The sequence below is a fragment of the Streptomyces parvulus genome, from assembly GCF_014648855.1.
GTDB classification, from domain to species: Bacteria; Actinomycetota; Actinomycetes; order Streptomycetales; family Streptomycetaceae; genus Streptomyces; species Streptomyces parvulus.
The window spans coordinates 335,628-352,350 of sequence record NZ_BMRX01000010.1; the positions used below are offsets into that span (position 1 = coordinate 335,628).

The window sequence follows — 16,723 nt, forward strand, 5'->3', positions numbered from 1 at the left end:
TGGGACTTGGGGCGTACGCGGGGACGTCGGGGTGGGGAGGGGACGCCGGGGAAACGTTTCGGGGAACGTACTGACCGGACGGTATGGGGTCAACAGTCGTGCCGGATGTTCGTGGAACCGCCACCGGGACGGCACGGGAGCGCGCGGGCACGCGGAACGGGGCGCCGGGACGGATCCCGGCGCCCTCGGCGCGGTGCGGCTCTGTGCGGCTCCGCGCGGCGGCCTAGAAGACCACCAGCGCCCGGCCGCCCTTGCCCGCCAGCATGTTCTCGAAGGCCGCGGGGATGCCGTCCAGCGCGATGCGCTCCGTGACCAGGGCGCCGAGGTCGAGGCGTCCCGCGCGGACGTGTTCGGCCAGGACGGGGAGTTCGCGGGCCGGGTCGGCGTTGCCGTAGACGCAGCCGGAGAGGGTGCGGCCCCAGTGGAAGATCTCCAGGGCGTTGAAGGTGACCTGCTGGTCCTTGCCGCCGATGCCGACCACGGTGGTGCGCCCGCCGCGCCGGGTGGATTCCCAGGCGGTGCGGATGGTGGCCGCGCGGCCCACGCACTCGACGGCGACGTCGACGCCCTGCTTGCCGGTGAGGGCGCGGATCTCGCGGGCGGTGGTGTCGGAGGCGATGAGGTAGTCGGTGGCGCCGGCCGCGCGGGCCAGCTCCTCCTTCTCCGCGGACACGTCCACGGCGACGATCTTCGAGGCGCCCGCGATCCGGGCCGCCTGGAGGGCGGCGAGGCCCACTCCCCCGGCGCCGAAGACCGCGACCGTCTCGCCCTCGCGCACCTTGGCCGAGTGGTGGACCGCGCCGTAGCCGGTGAGGACGGCGCAGCCCAGCAGCGCGGCGTCGGTGAGCGGGATGCCGTCCGGGGCGGGCAGCACGCAGCCGGCGTCCACCACCGTCTCCTCGGCGAACGCGGCGACGTTCAGGCCGGGGTGCAGGTCGGTGCCGTCGTCCGCGCGGCGGGCGTGCACGTGCGCGGCGCCGGCCAGGGCGTTCGCGCACAGCCAGACCTCGCCGAGCGCGCAGGCGTGGCAGGAGCCGCAGGACGGCGCCCAGTTGAGGACGACGCGGTCACCGGGCGCGACGTGGGTGACGCCCTCGCCGACGGACAGGACGGTCCCGGCGCCCTCGTGGCCGAGGACGGCGGGGAGCGGCACGCGCATGGTGCCGTTGGACAGGGACAGGTCGGAGTGGCAGACCCCGGCGGCGGCGAGCCGCACCCGCACCCGGCCGGGGCCCGGTTCGGGCAGCTCGATCCCGGTGACCTCCAGCGGGGCGCCTACGGCGGGTACGACGGCGGCACGGACAGCGGTACGGACGGCCATGGCGTGGGCAACTCCCCTGGCTAGAACTGGAGGGACTTGGTCTGGAGGTACTCGGTGAGGCCGTGCGCGCCCAGTTCGCGGCCCACGCCGGACTGCTTGTAGCCGCCGAAGGGCGCCAGCGGGTTGAACCGGCCGCCGTTGATGTCGACCTGCCCGGTCTCCATCCGGCGCGCGAAGGCGACCGCCTCGGCCTCCTCCCCCGCCCAGACGGCGCCGGCCAGGCCGTACACCGTGCCGTTGGCGATCCGCAGGGCGTCCTCCTCGTCCTCGTAGCGCAGGACGGACAGGACGGGTCCGAAGATCTCCTCCTGGGCGACGGTCATGTCCTCGGTGACGTCGGCGAGGACCGTCGGGGAGACGAAGTAACCCTGCTCCTGCGGGGCTTCGGGGCCGCCCGCGACGATCCGCGCCCCCTCGGCGACGCCCTTCTCGATGTATCCGCGCACGCGCTCCCGCTGCTTGGCGTTGACGACCGGGCCGATCCGGTCGCCGTACTTCGCGGCGGCCTCGGCGGCCAGCGCCACCGCCTCGTCGTACTGGTCGCGGTGGACGAGCATGCGGGTCCAGGCGCTGCAGGTCTGACCGGAGTTGGACATGACGTTGGCGACGCCGACGTTCACGGCCTTGGCCAGGTCGGCGCTGGGCAGGATGACGTTGGCGGACTTGCCGCCGAGTTCGAGGGCGACGTTCTTGACGGCGGCGCCTGCGAGGGCGCCGATGCGCCGGCCGACGGCGGTCGAGCCGGTGAAGGAGACCAGGTCGACGCCGGGGTGCTCGGCGAGGGCCTGGCCGGCGACCGGGCCGAGGCCGGTGACCAGGTTGAAGACGCCCGCGGGGACGCCGGCCTCGTGGACCGCCTCGGCGAAGAGCTGGGCGGTGAGCGGGGTGTCCTCGGCGGGCTTCAGCACGACGGTGCAGCCGGCCGCGAGCGCCGGGGCGACCTTGGCGACGATCTGGTGCAGCGGGTAGTTCCACGGGGTGATGGCGCCGACGACGCCGACGGGCTCGTGGTGCACGACGGAGTTGCCGACCTTCTCCTCGAAGGCGTACGTCGCCGTCAGCTCGGCGTAGGAGCCCGCGACCGCGATGGGGGCGGCGGCGTGCACGGCCTGGGAGAACTTCAGCGGCGAGCCCAGTTCGGCGGTGACCGTCTCGGCCACCTCGTCCTTGCGGGCGACCAGGACGTCCCGCAGCGCGGCCAGCCGGGCCGCGCGCTCGGCGGGCGGGGTGGCCGCCCACCCCGGCAGGGCGGCGCGGGCCGCGCGCACGGCGGTGTCGACGTCCAGGGCGGTGCCGGCGGGGACCCTGCCGATCACCTGCTCGTCGACCGGGTTCACGACGTCGATCGCGTCCCGTCCGTCGGCGGGCCGCCAGGCGCCGTCGATGTACATGCCGTCGTGTGCCTTCATCGGGTTCCCTCCGGGCGGGCCTCGTCGTCCGGCCCCAAACTAGCGCCGATAGTTTTACGGCACCAGGGGCTGCCCCGATGGTGGCGCGGCTCACCCCTGTCCGGGGGGCCGGGCCCGGCGGGTTCACTCCTCCAGGTCGGGCAACCGGGCCGGCGCCGGGCAGATGCGGTCGCCGTGCTGGTCGAAGACGAACAGGTGGGCGAGGTCGACGAGGAGGGGGATCTGCATGCCGTGGCGCAGGTCGATGTCGGGGGTGGTCCGGACGATCAGGTCGCCGGGGAGCCGGCCGTCGGGGGCGGTGACCGCGGGGCCCGGCTCCTCCGCGTCGTCCACGACCGCCACCGGCCCGGCGCGCAGGGCGCCCGCCCGTTCCCGGAGCCGGTCCAGGACGGTACCGTCGCGGCGGCGGCGCCGGACCGGCCGGGCGGCGGGCCGCGGGGCCTCCAGGTCGGGCACGACGGCCGGCCTGGAGCCGGTGTTGAGATGGACGAGGATCTCGTGGCCCTGGAACTCGACGTGCTCGACCAGGCCGGTGAGCAGCACCTCGCCGGGGCGCGCCGAGGCCGGCTTCGCGATCCGGACCGCCTCGGAACGCAGGCCCACGATCACCTCCCGGCCCTGCTGGACGCGGAGCAACTGGTGGTCCAGACAGAGCGGTTCGGGCAGGCGCAGGGCCTGCTTGCCCAGGCCGATCGTCATCGCCCCGTCCAGCGGGGCGCGCACGACGCCGCGCAGCAGGTTGATGCGCGGGGTGCCGATGAAGGCGGCGACGAAGACGTTGCGGGGCAGCGCGTACACCGCGCGCGGGGTGTCGACCTGCTGGAGCACGCCGCCGCGCAGGACCGCGACCCGGTCGCCGAGCGACATGGCCTCGGACTGGTCGTGCGTGACGTAGACGGTGGTGACACCCAGTTCCCGGGTCAGCCCGGTGATCTCGGCGCGCAGGTGGTTGCGGAGCTTGGCGTCCAGGTTGGACAGCGGTTCGTCCATCAGGAAGGCGGACGGCCGGCGGGCGATGGCCCGGCCCATGGCGACGCGCTGGCGTTCGCCGCCGGAGAGCTGGGCGGGGAGGCGGTCGAGGAGGTCCTCGATGCCCAGCATGCGGGCGGTGGCGTCCACGCGGGGACCGGGGTCGGCCTGGGGGGCCTCGACGCGTAAGGGGAAGCCGATGTTCCCGCGGGTGGTCATGTTGGGGTAGAGGGCGAAGTTCTGGAAGACCATCGCCATCCGGCGCTCGGCGGGGAGCAGGTCGTTGGCGTACGCGCCGTCCAGCAGCAGTTCGCCCTCGGTGACCTCCTCCAGACCGGCGATCATGCGCAGCACGGTGGACTTGCCGCAGCCGGAGGGGCCGAGCAGGACGAGGAACTCGCCGGGCGCGATGTCCAGCGACAGCCGGTCCACCACGCGGACGCCTCGCGCGAAGGTCTTGCTCACGTCGTGCAGGGTGATGGCGCGTGTCATGGAGGTGCCCCCGGGGGCTCACTGGTCGCTGGTGCTCCGCGGTCGGACGCCCTCGTGCGGGTCGTACGGGGCGTATGAGTCACGGAAGTTAACGGACCGTGCGCGGCCGGGGGAAGACGGGCGACCGGATCGCCCGCCGGCGTCCAACTGGTGAGAAAGCGGACGATCGGGTTCCCTCACCGGGTTCCCTCAGGAGTTCCCTCAGTCGTCCCCGCCGCCACCGCTCCCGCCCCCGCGCGGACGCCGGTTCGCGTCGCGCATCAGCTCGCCCGCCAGCAGGGTCGCCCTGGAGACCCCGCGCGTCCAGCGCGGGCCTCCGCGGGCCGCCCACACGACGCAGGCGCAGCCGCCCACGACCAGGAGGAGGAGCGCGGACAGAAAGATGAGGATCATGCTCATCCCTTCGCTTCCCGGCACGGCCGGCCGTCACCGGCCCGGTCCGCGCCATCCTGCCCGATCGCCGTGCGCCGCCGCTCGCCCGCGGTCGCCGACGGGGAGCGCAGCGCGACCCCCGACGAGAGCAGCAGCAGCGCGCCCAGCATCACGAAGGGCGCGGCGACGCCGGCGACGCCGGCGATCAGTCCCGCCGCCGCGGGGGCGGCGACCTGGCCGAGACGGTTGCCGGTCAGCCGCAGGGCGAGAGCGGTGGAGCGCGCGTCGTCGGGGGCGGCCTGCACGACGGTCGTCATGGACAGCGGCTGGCCGACGCCGAGGCAGAAGCCGAGCACGGCCAGCATCAGCGCGAGCACCCACACCGGCACCGGCAGCGCGACCCCGGCGCACAGCAGCGCGGCCAGCAGGCAGGTGACCGTGAGCAGCGCCGTCCGGCCGAGCAGCCGCAGCAGGGGCGTCAGCACGAGCCGACAGGCGATGGTGGCGGCCGCGCGCAGGCTGAGCAGCAGGCCGATCACGGCCGGGGAGATGCCCCGGTGCTCGCCCACGACGGGCAGGTAGGCGGTGAGGATGTCGGTGGCCGACAGGACCGACAGGCTGATCAGGATGCCCGCCGGTACGCCCCTGGCCCGCAGGATGCTCCCCACGGGCACGCGGCCGCCACGCTCCGCGCCCGGTCCGGCGGCCCTCGGGTGCTCTATGCGCCACAGGGACGTGAAGGCCACCGCCGCGCCCGCGCCCGCCACGAGCAGGGCCAGCGCGCTGCTGCCGGCCATGTCGGGGCCCCCGATCAGGGCGCCGGCGGCGATGGGGCCGATCAGCTGCCCGAGCGAGGCGCCGATGGTGAAGTGGCCGAAGTTGCGGTCCTGTTCGTGCGGCGCGGACTGGCGGGCGACCAGCGACTGGGCGCCGATGACGAAGCACAGGTGACCGAGGCCCATGACGCCGCTCCACAACGCCATCGTCCCCAGGGACCCGGCGACGCCGCTGAGCGCGCAGCCGCCGGCGATGAGGACGACACCGGCGGGCAGCAGGGGCGCGCAGCGGCCGTGGTCGGTGCGGCGGCCCAGCGGAACGGCGGCGAACAGCGGCAGCAGCGCGTACACGCCGGCGATGACGCCGACCGCGCGTTCGTCCGCGCCGAGCGCGAGGGCCCGGTAGGAGACGGCGGGCCGCGCCATCGACACCGCCCCCTGCGCGAAGCCGAAGGCGATGACGAGGCGGAGCAGCCAGCCGCGGTTCCCACCGGGCGTCATGATCGTGTCCTTTCCCGACTGCGGGGTGTGCGCCCGGCGCCCGGGGAGCCGGGCGCCGGGCCGCTGGTCAGATGATGCCGAACAGGATGCCCGCCGCGAGGATCACCAGACTCGTCAGGACCGCCCACTTCACGACGAACTTCGTGTGGTCGCCGAACTCGACCCTGGCCATGCCGACCAGGACGTAGACGGCCGGGACCAGGGGGCTGGACATGTGCAGCGGCTGGCCGACGATCGAGGCGCGGGCGATCTCCAGCGTGGAGACGCCGTGCGCGTGCCCGGCTTCGGCGAGCACCGGCAGCACGCCGAAGTAGAAGCCGTCGTTGGACATGAAGTAGGTGAGCGGCAGGCTGAGCAGGCCGGTGACCAGGCCCATGTGCGGGCCCATGCCCTCGGGGATGGTCTCCACGAGCCAGTTGGCCATGCTGTCGACCATGCCGGTGCCGGTGAGGACGCCCGTGAAGACGGCGGCGGCGAAGACCATGCCGGAGACGTTGAGCACGTTGTCGGCGTGGGCCGCGATCCGGGCCTTCTGGTCCGGGATGTGGGGGAAGTTCACGGTGAGCGCGAGCGCGGCGCCGAGCAGGAAGAGCACCGGGATGGGCAGCAGTTCCATGATCATGGCGGTGAGCAGCGCGACCGTGAGCAGCGCGTTGAACCAGTACAGCTTGGGGCGCAGGGTGGGCCGGTTCGGGTCGAGGCCCTTGAAGTCGTCGTCCGACGCCTCGTCCGCCGCGCCGGAGCCGCCGGAGCCGGCGGAACCCCGGGAGCGGTCCGCTCCGCCCGGCCCGCCACGACCGGCACCCGCCTCAGCACCCGAACCCGCACCGACCAGCACCGTCTCGCTCTCCGGCTCCCGCTCCCGCTCCCGCACCAGCGCCTGGTCCAGCGTGAGCGTGCCCACCCGCCTGCGCTCGCGCAGACCGAGCACGTAGGCGAGGGCGACGACCGCGAGCAGACCGACGGCCAGGGCCGGGATCATCGGGACGAAGATGTCGGTGGCGTCGACCTTGAGGGCGGTGGCGGCGCGGGCGGTGGGCCCGCCCCAGGGCAGCGTGTTCATCACGCCGTTGGCCATCGCGGCGACGCCGGTCATCACGACCAGGCTCATCTTCAGCCGCTTGTACAGCGGGTACATCGCCGAGACCGTGATCATGAAGGTGGTCGAGCCGTCGCCGTCCAGCGAGACGATCGCGGCGAGCAGCGCCGTACCCACGACGACGCGCATCGGGTCGGCCTTGCAGAACTTCAGGATGGCCCGGACGATCGGGTCGAAGAGCCCGACGTCGATCATCACCCCGAAGTAGACGATCGCGAACATGAGCATCGCCGCGGTGGGGGCGAGGCTGGACACGCCGTCGATGACGTAGTCGCCGAGGTGGGCGCCCTTGCCGACGAACACGCAGAAGAGCGCGGGGATCAGCACGAGCGCCGCGATCGGCGACATCTTCTTCATCATGATCAGGACCAGGAAGGTCGCGATCATGGCGAAGCCGAGGATGGTCAGCATGTGTGAGTACCTAACGTTCGCCCTTGAACATTCCACCGGGGCAGGCGGTGCGAGCGACGTTAGGTGCCGCGAAGTCGCGTTAACAAGACGTTGACATGCGAGCAATAAGCGCAAAACTCCAGGTCACGGCTTTGCTCAGGTCAGGGCGAGGGCACGGGCGCGGCCGCGGCCGCGGTTGTGGTTGCGGGCAGGGGCACGAGCTTCACCGGTACGCCGTTGAGGACCGCGTTGCCGGAGAGCGGGTCGAGGAGGCTGCCGTCGAGGAGCTGGTTGACGTTGACGCCGGGCTCGGTGGCGGCGTGCGTCTGGCGGGTGCCGGGGCGGTCGTGGCCCCAGCCGTGCGGGAGGCTGACCACGCCGGGCCGGACGCTGTCGGTGATCTCGGCGGGGACGGTCACCTCTCCGCCGGGGCCCTGTACGCGGACGGGCTGCGCGGCGCTCACGCCCAGCCGCCCCGCGTCGTCGGGGTGGACGTGCAGGGTGCAGCGGTTGGAGCCGCCGGTGAGGGCCGGGATGTTGTGCATCCAGCTGTTGTTCGACCTGAGATGGCGGCGGCCGACGAGGACGAGCCCGGCGGGGCGCTCGGCCAGGGCCTGGCGCAGGCGGGGCAGGTCGCCGGCGATCGGCTCCGGCAGCAGCTCCACCTTGCCGCTGCGGGTCTTCAGCGGCTGCGGCAGGCGCGGGCGCAGCGGTCCGAGGTCGATGCCGTGCGGGTGGGCGAGCAGGCGCTCCAGGGTCAGCCCGTCGGGGCGCGCACCGAACCCGTCGCCGTAGGGGCCGAGGCGCAGCATCAGGTCGAGCCGCCGCTCGGGGCCGTTCTCGCCGGTGAGGCGTGCCGCCAGGTCGCCGGGGTCGCGGCCGTGCACGGGTGAGTGCGGGTCGCGGACGGACTTGCCGAGGGTCTGCTCGATCACCATGGCGTCGACGGTGGCGGGGTCGGTGCCGTGCCGGCCGGTGGCGGCCAGGGTGAGGCGGGCCAGGATCTCGGTCTCCGCCATCCGGCCGGGCTCCAGCGGGACGGCGGGGCGGGTGTAGCGGACCTGGTTGCGCACGGCGAGGGTGTTGAAGGCGAAGTCGTGGTGGGGGCTCTGCGCGGGCGGGGGCGGCGGCAGGACGACGTCGGCGTGGCGCGAGGTCTCGCCCAGGTACGGGTCGACGCTGACCATGAAGTCGAGCGAGTCCAGCGCCTTGTCGAGCCGGTCGCCGTCGGGCGCGGACAGCACGGGGTTGGCGGCGATGGTGATCAGCGCGCGGACCGGCGTGCCGGTGCCGGGACCGGTGGCGGTGTCGATCTCCTCGGCGAGGGCGGACAGGGGCAGTTCGCCCTTGGCCTCGGGGTGCCCGCCGACCCGGGATGCCCAGCGGCCGAGCGCGAATCCGCGGCCGGGTCCGGCAGGGCGCGGGGTCCGGTCGGTCGCGGCCTGCGGGAAGAGGGCGCCGCCGGGCCGGTCCAGGTTGCCGGTGAGGATGTTGAGGACGTCCACGAGCCAGCTGGCGAGGGTGCCGTGCGGGACGGTGCAGCTGCCGATGCGACCGTACACGGCGGCGGTGGGCGCGGCGGCCAGTTCCCGGGCGAGGGCGCGCGTCACGCCGGCCTCCACGTCGCAGACGGCGGCCACGGCCTCGGGGGTGAAGTCGCGTACGGAGGCGCGGACTTCGTCGACGCCGAGCACGTGCGGGGCGAGGTCTCCGAGGTCGACGAGGTCCTCCTCGTACAGGACGTGGACCATGGCGGCGAGCAGCAGGGCGTCGGTGCCGGGGCGGATCGCGACGTGCCGGTCGGCGAGCTTCGCGGTGCGGGTGCGGCGGGGGTCGACGACGGTGAGGGTGCCGCCGCGGGCGCGCAGGGCCTTGAGGCGGCCGGGGAAGTCGGGGGCCGTGCACAGGCTGCCGTTGGACTCCAGCGGGTTGGCGCCGATGAGCAGCAGGTGGTCGGTGCGGTCGAGGTCGGGCACGGGGATGGCGTTGGCGTCGCCGAAGAGCAGCCCGCTGGAGACGTGCTTGGGCATCTGGTCGACCGTGGAGGCGGTGAAGAGGCTGCGGGTGCCCAGGGCGGCGAGGAGGACGGGCGGGTAGAGGCCGCCGGCCACGGTGTGGACGTTGGGGTTGCCGAGGACGACGCCGACCGCGTGCGGACCGTGCCGGTCGGCGACGGCGCGGAGGCCGGCGGCGACCGCGTCGAAGGCCTCCTCCCAGCCGGCCTCGCGCAGTTCGCCGTCCTTGCGCACCAGGGGGGCGCGCAGTCGGTCGGGGTCGGAGTCGACGGCCCCGAAGGAGGCGCCCTTGGGGCAGATGAAGCCGTGGCTGAAGACGTCGTCGCGGTCGCCGCGGGCGGCGGTGACCTCGGTGCCGTCGATGGTGAGGGCCAGGCCGCAGGTGGCCTCGCACAGGGGGCAGATACGCAGGGCGGTGCGGGGCACGGGTCCTCCCGGAGGGCGGCGTGGCTCTTGACGCGAGCATACCGACCGGTAGGCATGTTGGGGAGCCCTCGCACGGGCGTCCGCACGGGAGGGTCAGTCCAGCACGCGGCCCAGATAGGCCCGGAGCAGCTCGCGCGCCTCCTCTATGATCTTCGCGTCGCCGTCCGGGGCGACCCGGAAGGCGAGCTGCACGAGGGTGTCGGCGGTCTCCACGGCGACGAGGAAGACCCGGCGCAGATCGTCGTCGGGGCGGCGGCCGAGGTAGCCGGAGAGCAGTTCGGTGAGCCGCTCGGCGACCCGGTGGTTGGGGACGGCGGCGCGGTCGCCGACCGGGATCTGGTTGCCGAAGTCGATCAGGGAGAAACCGGGGGCCGTCCGCTTCATCGCGAGGTACTCGTCGAGCACCGCGTCCAGGGCGCCGCGCCAGCCCTCGTCGGCGCTCTCCGTGAGGCGTTCGGTCACGCGTTCCGCGTAGCGTTCCAGGTTGCGCTGGGCCAGGGCGTCGGCCATCTGCCGCTTGTTGCCGAAGAAGCGGTACACCGACCCGATGGGGACGTCGGCGCGCAGCGCCACGGCCCGGGTGCTCAGCGCGTCGTAGCCCACCTCGTCGAGGAGGTCGGCGCAGGCGTCCAGGATCCTGGTGAGCCGTTCGGCGCTGCGCCGCTGCACGGGGGCGCGGCGGAGGGGGGTCGGGTGGGGCACGGCCTTCATGATGCCCTCACGGCGCCGTCTCGCGAAGGGGCACCGTCCGGCCCTCGATCTCCTCCGGGCCGGTCGCCTCCGTGGGTTCGGCGTCGGACGCCGTGATGTCCGCCGTGCTCTCCACGGGCTCGCCGTCGACGGCCCAGACGGTGTCGTCGTCGGCGTAGAGCCTGACCGTGACCTGGTGGGTGCCGCGCGGGACGAGGTCGGCGGTGAGCCGGTACTCCGGGCCGCGCAGGCGGGTGAGGAGGTCGCCGTCGAGGAAGAGGTGGGCGACGCCGCGGCCGGGCACCGCCTCGGCCTCGGTGCCGTCGGGCGAGAACCTGAAGTCGCGCACGCTCAGGCGCACGTCCCAGCTGTCGTCGTCCTCGGGCTGGACCTCGATGCCGACCTCGGGGGCCTGCTCGGCGTCGACCTCACGGAAGCGCCGGCCCTGCTCGTCGGTGGTGTCGAGCAGCCTGCCGACCGGACGGGCCGACTCCCCGGCCTCCGGCTTCCCGTCGCCGCCGGAGCCGCAGCCCGCGGCCCCCGTCAGCAGCAGGACGCAGACCGCGGGCACGGCGAGCACTCCCCGCGTCCACGACATGACGCGAGACTAGAACACGGGTCCGACACTCCGGATCCCCCGGGGGCCGTGTTCCGGTCATCCTCCGGGAGGAGGCGCGTCCCGACACGGAGGGCCCGGACGCGCGCGGAGGGGCCCGGACGCGCGCGGAAGAGCCGTATGCCCTCTTGCGCGCGGGAAACCGCAATCCTACGGTATGCCATAGGAATCGGGCTACGAGGGAGCGATCAATGAGCGGGGACGCGCGGAAGACCGCGGAGGGGCTGGCCTATCTGTCCGGTTTCGGCAACGAGCACAGCTCGGAGGCCGTCACGGGCGCCCTCCCGGAGGGCCGGAACTCGCCCCAGCGGGCGCCCCTCGGGCTGTACGCCGAGCAGTTGAGCGGCACGGCGTTCACCGAGCCCCGCGCGCACAACCGGCGCTCCTGGCTGTACCGGATCCGCCCCTCGGCCGCCCACCCGGCGTTCACCCGCGCGGGCAACGGCGCGATCCGCACGGCGCCCTTCGCGCAGGCCGTGCCGGACCCGAACCGGCTGCGCTGGAACCCGCTGCCGGAGCCGTCCGCCGGGACGGACTTCGTCGCCGGCCTGTGGACGCTCGGCGGCAACGGCGACGCGACCCAGCGCACCGGCATGGCCGTGCACCTGTACCACGCGAACGCCTCCATGGAGCGCGTGTTCAGCGACTCCGACGGGGAGCTGCTGATCGTCCCGGAGCGCGGCGGCCTGCTGCTGCGCACCGAGTTCGGGATGCTGCACGCCGAGCCGGGCCACGTGGCGCTGATCCCGCGCGGGGTGCGCTTCCGGGTGGAGCTGCTGGACGCCGACGCGCGCGGTTACGTCTGCGAGAACTACGGCGCCCCGTTCCAGCTGCCCGACCTCGGCCCGATCGGCGCCAACGGCCTGGCGAACGCGCGGGACTTCATGGCTCCGGTCGCCGCCTACGAGGACGACGGGGACGTGCCGGGTCCGGTGGAGGTGGTCAACAAGTTCTGCGGCAACCTCTGGACGGCCGAGTACGACCACTCCCCCCTGGACGTCGTCGCCTGGCACGGCAACCACGTGCCGTACGTCTACGACCTGCGCCGCTTCAACGTCATCGGCACCATCTCGTACGACCACCCGGACCCGTCCATCTTCACGGTGCTCACCTCCCCGTCGGACACCCCCGGCCTCGCGGGCGTCGACTTCGTGGTCTTCGCGCCCCGCTGGCTGGTGGGCGAGGACACCTTCCGGCCGCCGTACTTCCACCGGAACGTGATGAGCGAGTACATGGGCCTGATCGAGGGCGCCTACGACGCCAAGGCGGAGGGTTTCGTGCCGGGCGGCGGCTCGCTGCACAACATGATGTCGGCGCACGGCCCGGACCGGGAGACCTTCGACCGGGCGAGCGCCGCCGAGCTGAAGCCGCAGCGGATCGACGACGGCCTGGCGTTCATGTTCGAGACGCGCTGGCCGGTGACCCTCACCCCCCAGGCGGCCCGCGCCGAACACCTGCAAGCCCGCTACGACGACGTCTGGCAGGGCCTGGAGCGTCACTTCCGCCCCTTGCACTGAGGTTTCCCGACCGGTACGGATGGCCCGTGACCTCCTTCGCCCCGGACTCCATCGTCCTGAACCGCAAGCTGCCGCTGTGGTACCAGGTGTCGCAGTCGCTGCGCGCCTCGATACTCGGCCGCTCGCCCCGGGACCCGCTGCGGCTGCCCACCGAGGAGCAGTTGGCCGGCCACTACGGGGTGAGCGTGCTGACCATGCGGCAGGCGCTGAAGGAGCTGGAGGACGAGGGGCTGATCACCCGGCACCGCAGGCGCGGCACGTTCATCGAGCCGGACGCGCGGCGCGGGGCGCCGGTGCGGCTGCTGGGCTCGGTGGACGCGATCGTGGCGCAGCAGTCCGGCATGAAGGCCGAGCTGCTGGGCCACGGTACGGTGCCGGTGCCCCCCGAGGTCGCGGAGTACTTCCCGGGGGCGTCCGAGGTGGGAACGTACCACCGGCTGCGCTGCGACGAGACGACGGGCGAGCCCACCAACCACGCCCGCAACTACGTCCGGCCCGAACTGGCCGCCCGCATCGACGTGGACGACCTGGCGCGGTGGCCGATGACCAAGGTGCTGCGGGACGTGGTGGGGATGGACATCAGCCGGATCACGGACACCGTGGAGGCCCGGCTCGCCGACCCGGAGACGGCCCGGCTGCTCGAAGTCCCGCTGCTCAGCCCGATCCTGCACTACACCGGCGTCACCTACGACACCGCGGGCCGGGTGCTGGACGTGGCGGTCATCCACTACCGGGGCGACCGGTTCTCCTTCACGGTCACCCTGGACGCCACGTGAGGCCGTGCCGTCCCGTCGTACGATGCCCGGCGTGACGCACGACGACGCCCCGCCGCTGGCGGACCTCATGCCGTGGTCCGTCGCACCGCCACGGCTCGGCCGGGGGTGGCCGGCGGCGCCCGACGCGGCATCCCTGAAGGCCCGCTGGGACGCGCTGGTCAAGGCCGAGGGAGCCGACCGCGAGGCCCTGTTCGAGCCGACCCGCTCCCGCACCCCGCACTCGGCGGTCGGGCGGCTGCCCGGCGGCGCCGGGGGCACCGAGCGGCTGGCGCGCGCCTCGGGGCCGTGCCCGGAGCCGCTGCGGGTGCTGCGCGCGCCCTTCGACGAGCAGTGGCTGATCCCCGATCACCGGCTGATCGACGCGGCCCGCCCGGAGCTGTGGCGGGTGGCGGACGAGCGGCAGGTGTTCGTCGTGGAGGTGCCCGAGGCCGCCGGCCCGCCGCGGCTGCTGGCCGGCTCCCGGCTGCCGTTGTTCGGCCCCGCCCGGATCCGTCCGCTGTACCGCAGGCCGGGCGGCGCGGGGCCCAATCTGGCTCCCGGCCTCCTGGACCACCTCGCCGGCCGGCTCGGCCTGCCGGTCGCGGCGCCGGACGTGCTGGCCTGGTCGGTCGCGGCCGTGCGGCCCGGGGCGACCGTCCCGCTCACCGCGGACCCTGAGCTGTGGGAGCACGGGGTCGGCCTGGGCCGGCGGGCGCTGCGCCTGATGCTGCGGGACGGCGAGCGCCCCAAGCTGCCCGGCGGACGCCGCCCGTACGTCCGCGCCCCGCTGCCCGCGCGCCCGCTGACCCTGCGCTACGACGCGGAGGAGGAGGCGCTGCACCTCGACGAGGGCCGTGTCTCCCCCGTCCCGCCCGCCGCCCGGGAGTTCGAGGCGGGCGGCGTCCGGGTCCTGGACCAGTGGTTCGCGGCCCGCACCGCCGAGGGCGACCCGGGCACGCTGACCGCGATCCGCCCGGCCACCTGGCCGCAGACCTGGACGTCCGAACTCCTGGAGCTGATCACGGTCCTCACCCTGCTCGCCGAAGTGCGCGCCGAGTGCGCGGAGTTGACGGTGACGACGCAGATCACGGCGACGGACCTGCGCGCGGCGGGCGTACTCCCGGTCCCGGGGACGTCCCGCCGGCCGGCCTCGGTACTGGACGAACGGGAGGAAGGGCCGGAGGGGCAGCTGGCGCTGCTGTAGGCGCCGTGGCCGGCGCTTCGGGGGGGGCGCACTCGCGCCGCTCACCCGGAATGAGGACGACGCCGGTCAATCCGGCGGCACGGTCTTCTGTCCCGCGTCACCACGGCTCGGTGTGTCCGCCGGGCGGGGAGGCGGCGGAGCACGGGGCCGGGGATGCGGGGCAGGGGTGGGTGCGGTGCCCGCGGTCGGGAACGCACCGGGGCGCCGGGGCGTACCGGGGGGACGGCGGGCGGGTGTGCGGCGCCGCGCCGGGACGGTGTGACGTCCGGGGCGCGGGCCTCAGTTGCCGCCGAACAGCGAGCGGCGCAGTCGGCGCAGCGGCGCGAACAGCGAGACACGGCGCACCCTGGCGCCCCTGCTGCTGCGCTTGTGCGCGGGCTCGCGCGCGGTCAGCTCCCGCATCAGGGACGTCGCCTCCACGGTCTCCCGCTGCGGGAGGGCAGGCCCTCCGAGCACCGCGAGATGCCGGTCGAGGCGCGAGCTGCTCGCGCTGCTCTTGCAGGTGATCGCAGGGACCCTCGCCCTGCTGCGCACCGTTATCTGTTCCATGTCACTCCCCACCCGTACGAGTCCACCGGCCCGGGCAGGGTAACCCTATCGCCCCGGTACGGCATGCGTGTATCGCGGTCACAGGATTCACCTTCCCCGTAAGGGCGTTGCCGATTACTCTCCGAATCCGACAGATTCCAGGGTGAGTTGGACAACCGGGCTGCTGGTCGGCCGGACCGAGCCGCCACCGGGTTCGACGGTCACTGCGAGTGACGTCGAGGACCGGTCGAGACCGGAGACGGTCAGGGGCGTGTCGCCGTCCAGGAGCCCGAGGGAGCGCGGCACGGCGCCGGGGCGCACGAGCCACAGTTGGTGCACGCGGTCGCCCGGCGGCTCGCCGTACCCGCTCAGGGTGATCACCGCGCGCCCCTCAGCCGCGGAGGCGACCATCCCGATGCCGCGGCCCCGTTCGTCCGCGCGGCTCGTCGCGCGGGCGTCCGGCGCGGCGAGAACGTGGGCGATCTCACGTGCCCGGTCCCGCGCACCGTCCAACTCGTCCCGGGTCCGGTCGGCCTGCACGGCGAAGAGCGAGGCGACCACGAGCGCCGCCGCGGCCGTCACCGTGGCGAAGGGGACGAGGAGCGGGCGCGGTCCGCGCGGCCGACAGCGCCGCGGCGTCCGACGGCCGTCCCCCACATCGGCGGCCGGCCGTGGCGCCGGCTCCTGCGGGGTCGTGCGTACGGCGGCCAGGACCCGTTCGCGCAGGGCCGCGGGGGCCGGGGCGGCCGTGGACCGGGCCAGCCGGACGGCGTCCTCGGACAGGTCGCGGACCTCGGCACAACAGTGGCCGCAGCGGTCCAGGTGGCGTTCGAAGCGCATGCGTTCGGCGCCTTCCAGGGCGTCCAGGGCATAGGGGGCTGCGAGGGAGTGCGGGTCGCCGCCGCCGGAGAGCCGGCCGAGGAGGGTCACGCGGTACCTCCGAGGCAGTCGCGCAGGCGGCCGAGGCCGTCCCGCATCCGCGTCTTCACGGTGCCCAGCGGAAGGGAGAGGCGTTCGGCCACCTCCCGGTAGGTGTAGCCGTCGTAGTAGGCGAGGGTGACCGACTGGCGTTGCAGGGCGGTCAGCCGGTCCAGGCAGCGGCGCACCCACTCGCGTTCCAGCCCGGCCTCGACCTCCTCGGAGACCTGGTCGAAGGCGGGGTGGTGGGCGCGCCGGGCCTCGCGCCGCTCGCGTTCGCCGGCCGCGCGGGCGGCGCGCACCCGGTCGACGGCTCGGCGGTGGGCGACGGTGAGGACCCACGCCAGCGCACTCCCCCGGCGCGGGTCGAACCGCGCCGCGGAGCGCCAGAGTTCGAGCAGCACCTCCTGTGCCACCTCCTCCGACTGGGCGGGGTCGCGCACCACCCGCCGTACGAGTCCGAACACCGGGCCCGAGACCAGCCCGTACAGCTCCTCGAAGGCCTTCTGGTCGCCGTCCGCCACGAGCGCCATCAGCTCGTCCGCCTCCACCCCGCCCCCTCTCCACCGGGCCGTGCCCGGCCCGTCCGCGTCGACGAGGGCGCGCACGCCGGCGCGCCCTTCGCAGGGGTTACGGATCGGCGGCCCGAAATCGCCAGTCGACGAGGGGGAGAGACCGGATCGGTGTTCAGGGGGCACGATCCGTGGTCGGCTGGGCTACTTTTG

Annotated in this window: 15 protein-coding genes; 3 read left to right on the forward strand and 12 right to left on the reverse strand. The window is 74.1% G+C overall.

Features of this window, described 5'->3' with window-relative positions; all coding sequences use genetic code 11:
* Positions 1-223: 223 nt before the first annotated feature.
* From IE108_RS21855 to IE108_RS21895, 9 genes are all read right to left on the reverse strand, one after another.
* Positions 224-1,321 (reverse strand): Zn-dependent alcohol dehydrogenase, encoded by a 1,098-nt coding sequence (locus IE108_RS21855; protein WP_064727090.1) that lies wholly within the window; start codon positions 1,319-1,321, stop codon positions 224-226.
* 20 nt (positions 1,322-1,341) lie between these two features.
* Complete coding sequence (locus tag IE108_RS21860; protein WP_064727091.1) at positions 1,342-2,730, reverse strand: aldehyde dehydrogenase family protein; 1,389 nt, start codon at positions 2,728-2,730, stop codon at positions 1,342-1,344.
* A 123-nt stretch (positions 2,731-2,853) separates the two neighbouring features.
* The gene (locus tag IE108_RS21865) at positions 2,854-4,191 is read right to left on the reverse strand and encodes an ABC transporter ATP-binding protein (protein WP_064727092.1); all 1,338 of its coding nucleotides are present in this window, start codon (positions 4,189-4,191) and stop codon (positions 2,854-2,856) included.
* Positions 4,192-4,392: 201 nt separating this feature from the next.
* Entirely contained in the window at positions 4,393-4,584 is a 192-nt protein-coding gene (locus IE108_RS21870; RefSeq protein ID WP_064731687.1) for a hypothetical protein, read from the reverse strand.
* Positions 4,585-4,586: 2 nt separating this feature from the next.
* On the reverse strand, positions 4,587-5,840 hold the full coding sequence (locus tag IE108_RS21875; protein WP_064727093.1) for an MFS transporter: 1,254 nt from the start codon (positions 5,838-5,840) through the stop codon (positions 4,587-4,589).
* Positions 5,841-5,907: 67 nt separating this feature from the next.
* Complete coding sequence (locus tag IE108_RS21880) at positions 5,908-7,350, reverse strand: CitMHS family transporter (protein WP_064727094.1); 1,443 nt, start codon at positions 7,348-7,350, stop codon at positions 5,908-5,910.
* 140 nt (positions 7,351-7,490) lie between these two features.
* Positions 7,491-9,770 (reverse strand): molybdopterin-dependent oxidoreductase, encoded by a 2,280-nt coding sequence (locus tag IE108_RS21885; RefSeq protein WP_064727095.1) that lies wholly within the window; start codon positions 9,768-9,770, stop codon positions 7,491-7,493.
* A 93-nt stretch (positions 9,771-9,863) separates the two neighbouring features.
* Entirely contained in the window at positions 9,864-10,481 is a 618-nt protein-coding gene (locus IE108_RS21890) for a TetR/AcrR family transcriptional regulator (RefSeq protein ID WP_064727096.1), read from the reverse strand.
* A gap of 7 nt (positions 10,482-10,488) precedes the next feature.
* The gene (locus IE108_RS21895; protein WP_064727097.1) at positions 10,489-11,058 is read right to left on the reverse strand and encodes a hypothetical protein; all 570 of its coding nucleotides are present in this window, start codon (positions 11,056-11,058) and stop codon (positions 10,489-10,491) included.
* 209 nt (positions 11,059-11,267) lie between these two features.
* Here IE108_RS21895 and hmgA point away from each other — a divergent pair, with 209 nt between their 5' ends.
* From hmgA to IE108_RS21910, 3 genes are read left to right on the forward strand one after another with little or no spacing between them, the layout of a single operon-like run.
* Positions 11,268-12,593 carry a homogentisate 1,2-dioxygenase gene (hmgA, locus tag IE108_RS21900; protein ID WP_189397730.1) on the forward strand — a complete coding sequence of 442 codons (1,326 nt, stop codon included), beginning with the start codon at positions 11,268-11,270 and terminating at the stop codon, positions 12,591-12,593.
* Positions 12,594-12,619: 26 nt separating this feature from the next.
* Positions 12,620-13,369 carry a GntR family transcriptional regulator gene (locus IE108_RS21905; RefSeq protein WP_064727099.1) on the forward strand — a complete coding sequence of 250 codons (750 nt, stop codon included), beginning with the start codon at positions 12,620-12,622 and terminating at the stop codon, positions 13,367-13,369.
* A 22-nt stretch (positions 13,370-13,391) separates the two neighbouring features.
* The gene (locus tag IE108_RS21910) at positions 13,392-14,552 is read left to right on the forward strand and encodes a type ISP restriction/modification enzyme (protein ID WP_064727100.1); all 1,161 of its coding nucleotides are present in this window, start codon (positions 13,392-13,394) and stop codon (positions 14,550-14,552) included.
* Positions 14,553-14,831: 279 nt separating this feature from the next.
* Here the strand turns inward: IE108_RS21910 and IE108_RS21915 are convergent, their stop codons facing one another.
* From IE108_RS21915 to sigK, 3 genes are all read right to left on the reverse strand, one after another.
* On the reverse strand, positions 14,832-15,101 hold the full coding sequence (locus tag IE108_RS21915) for a hypothetical protein (protein ID WP_064727101.1): 270 nt from the start codon (positions 15,099-15,101) through the stop codon (positions 14,832-14,834).
* A 114-nt stretch (positions 15,102-15,215) separates the two neighbouring features.
* The gene (locus tag IE108_RS21920) at positions 15,216-16,010 is read right to left on the reverse strand and encodes an anti-sigma factor (RefSeq protein ID WP_064727102.1); all 795 of its coding nucleotides are present in this window, start codon (positions 16,008-16,010) and stop codon (positions 15,216-15,218) included.
* Positions 16,007-16,549, reverse strand: a complete 543-nt coding sequence (gene sigK / locus IE108_RS21925) for an ECF RNA polymerase sigma factor SigK (protein WP_064727103.1) — start codon at positions 16,547-16,549, stop codon at positions 16,007-16,009. Before sigK ends, IE108_RS21920 begins: the two co-directional genes overlap by 4 nt.
* Positions 16,550-16,723 lie beyond the last annotated feature (174 nt).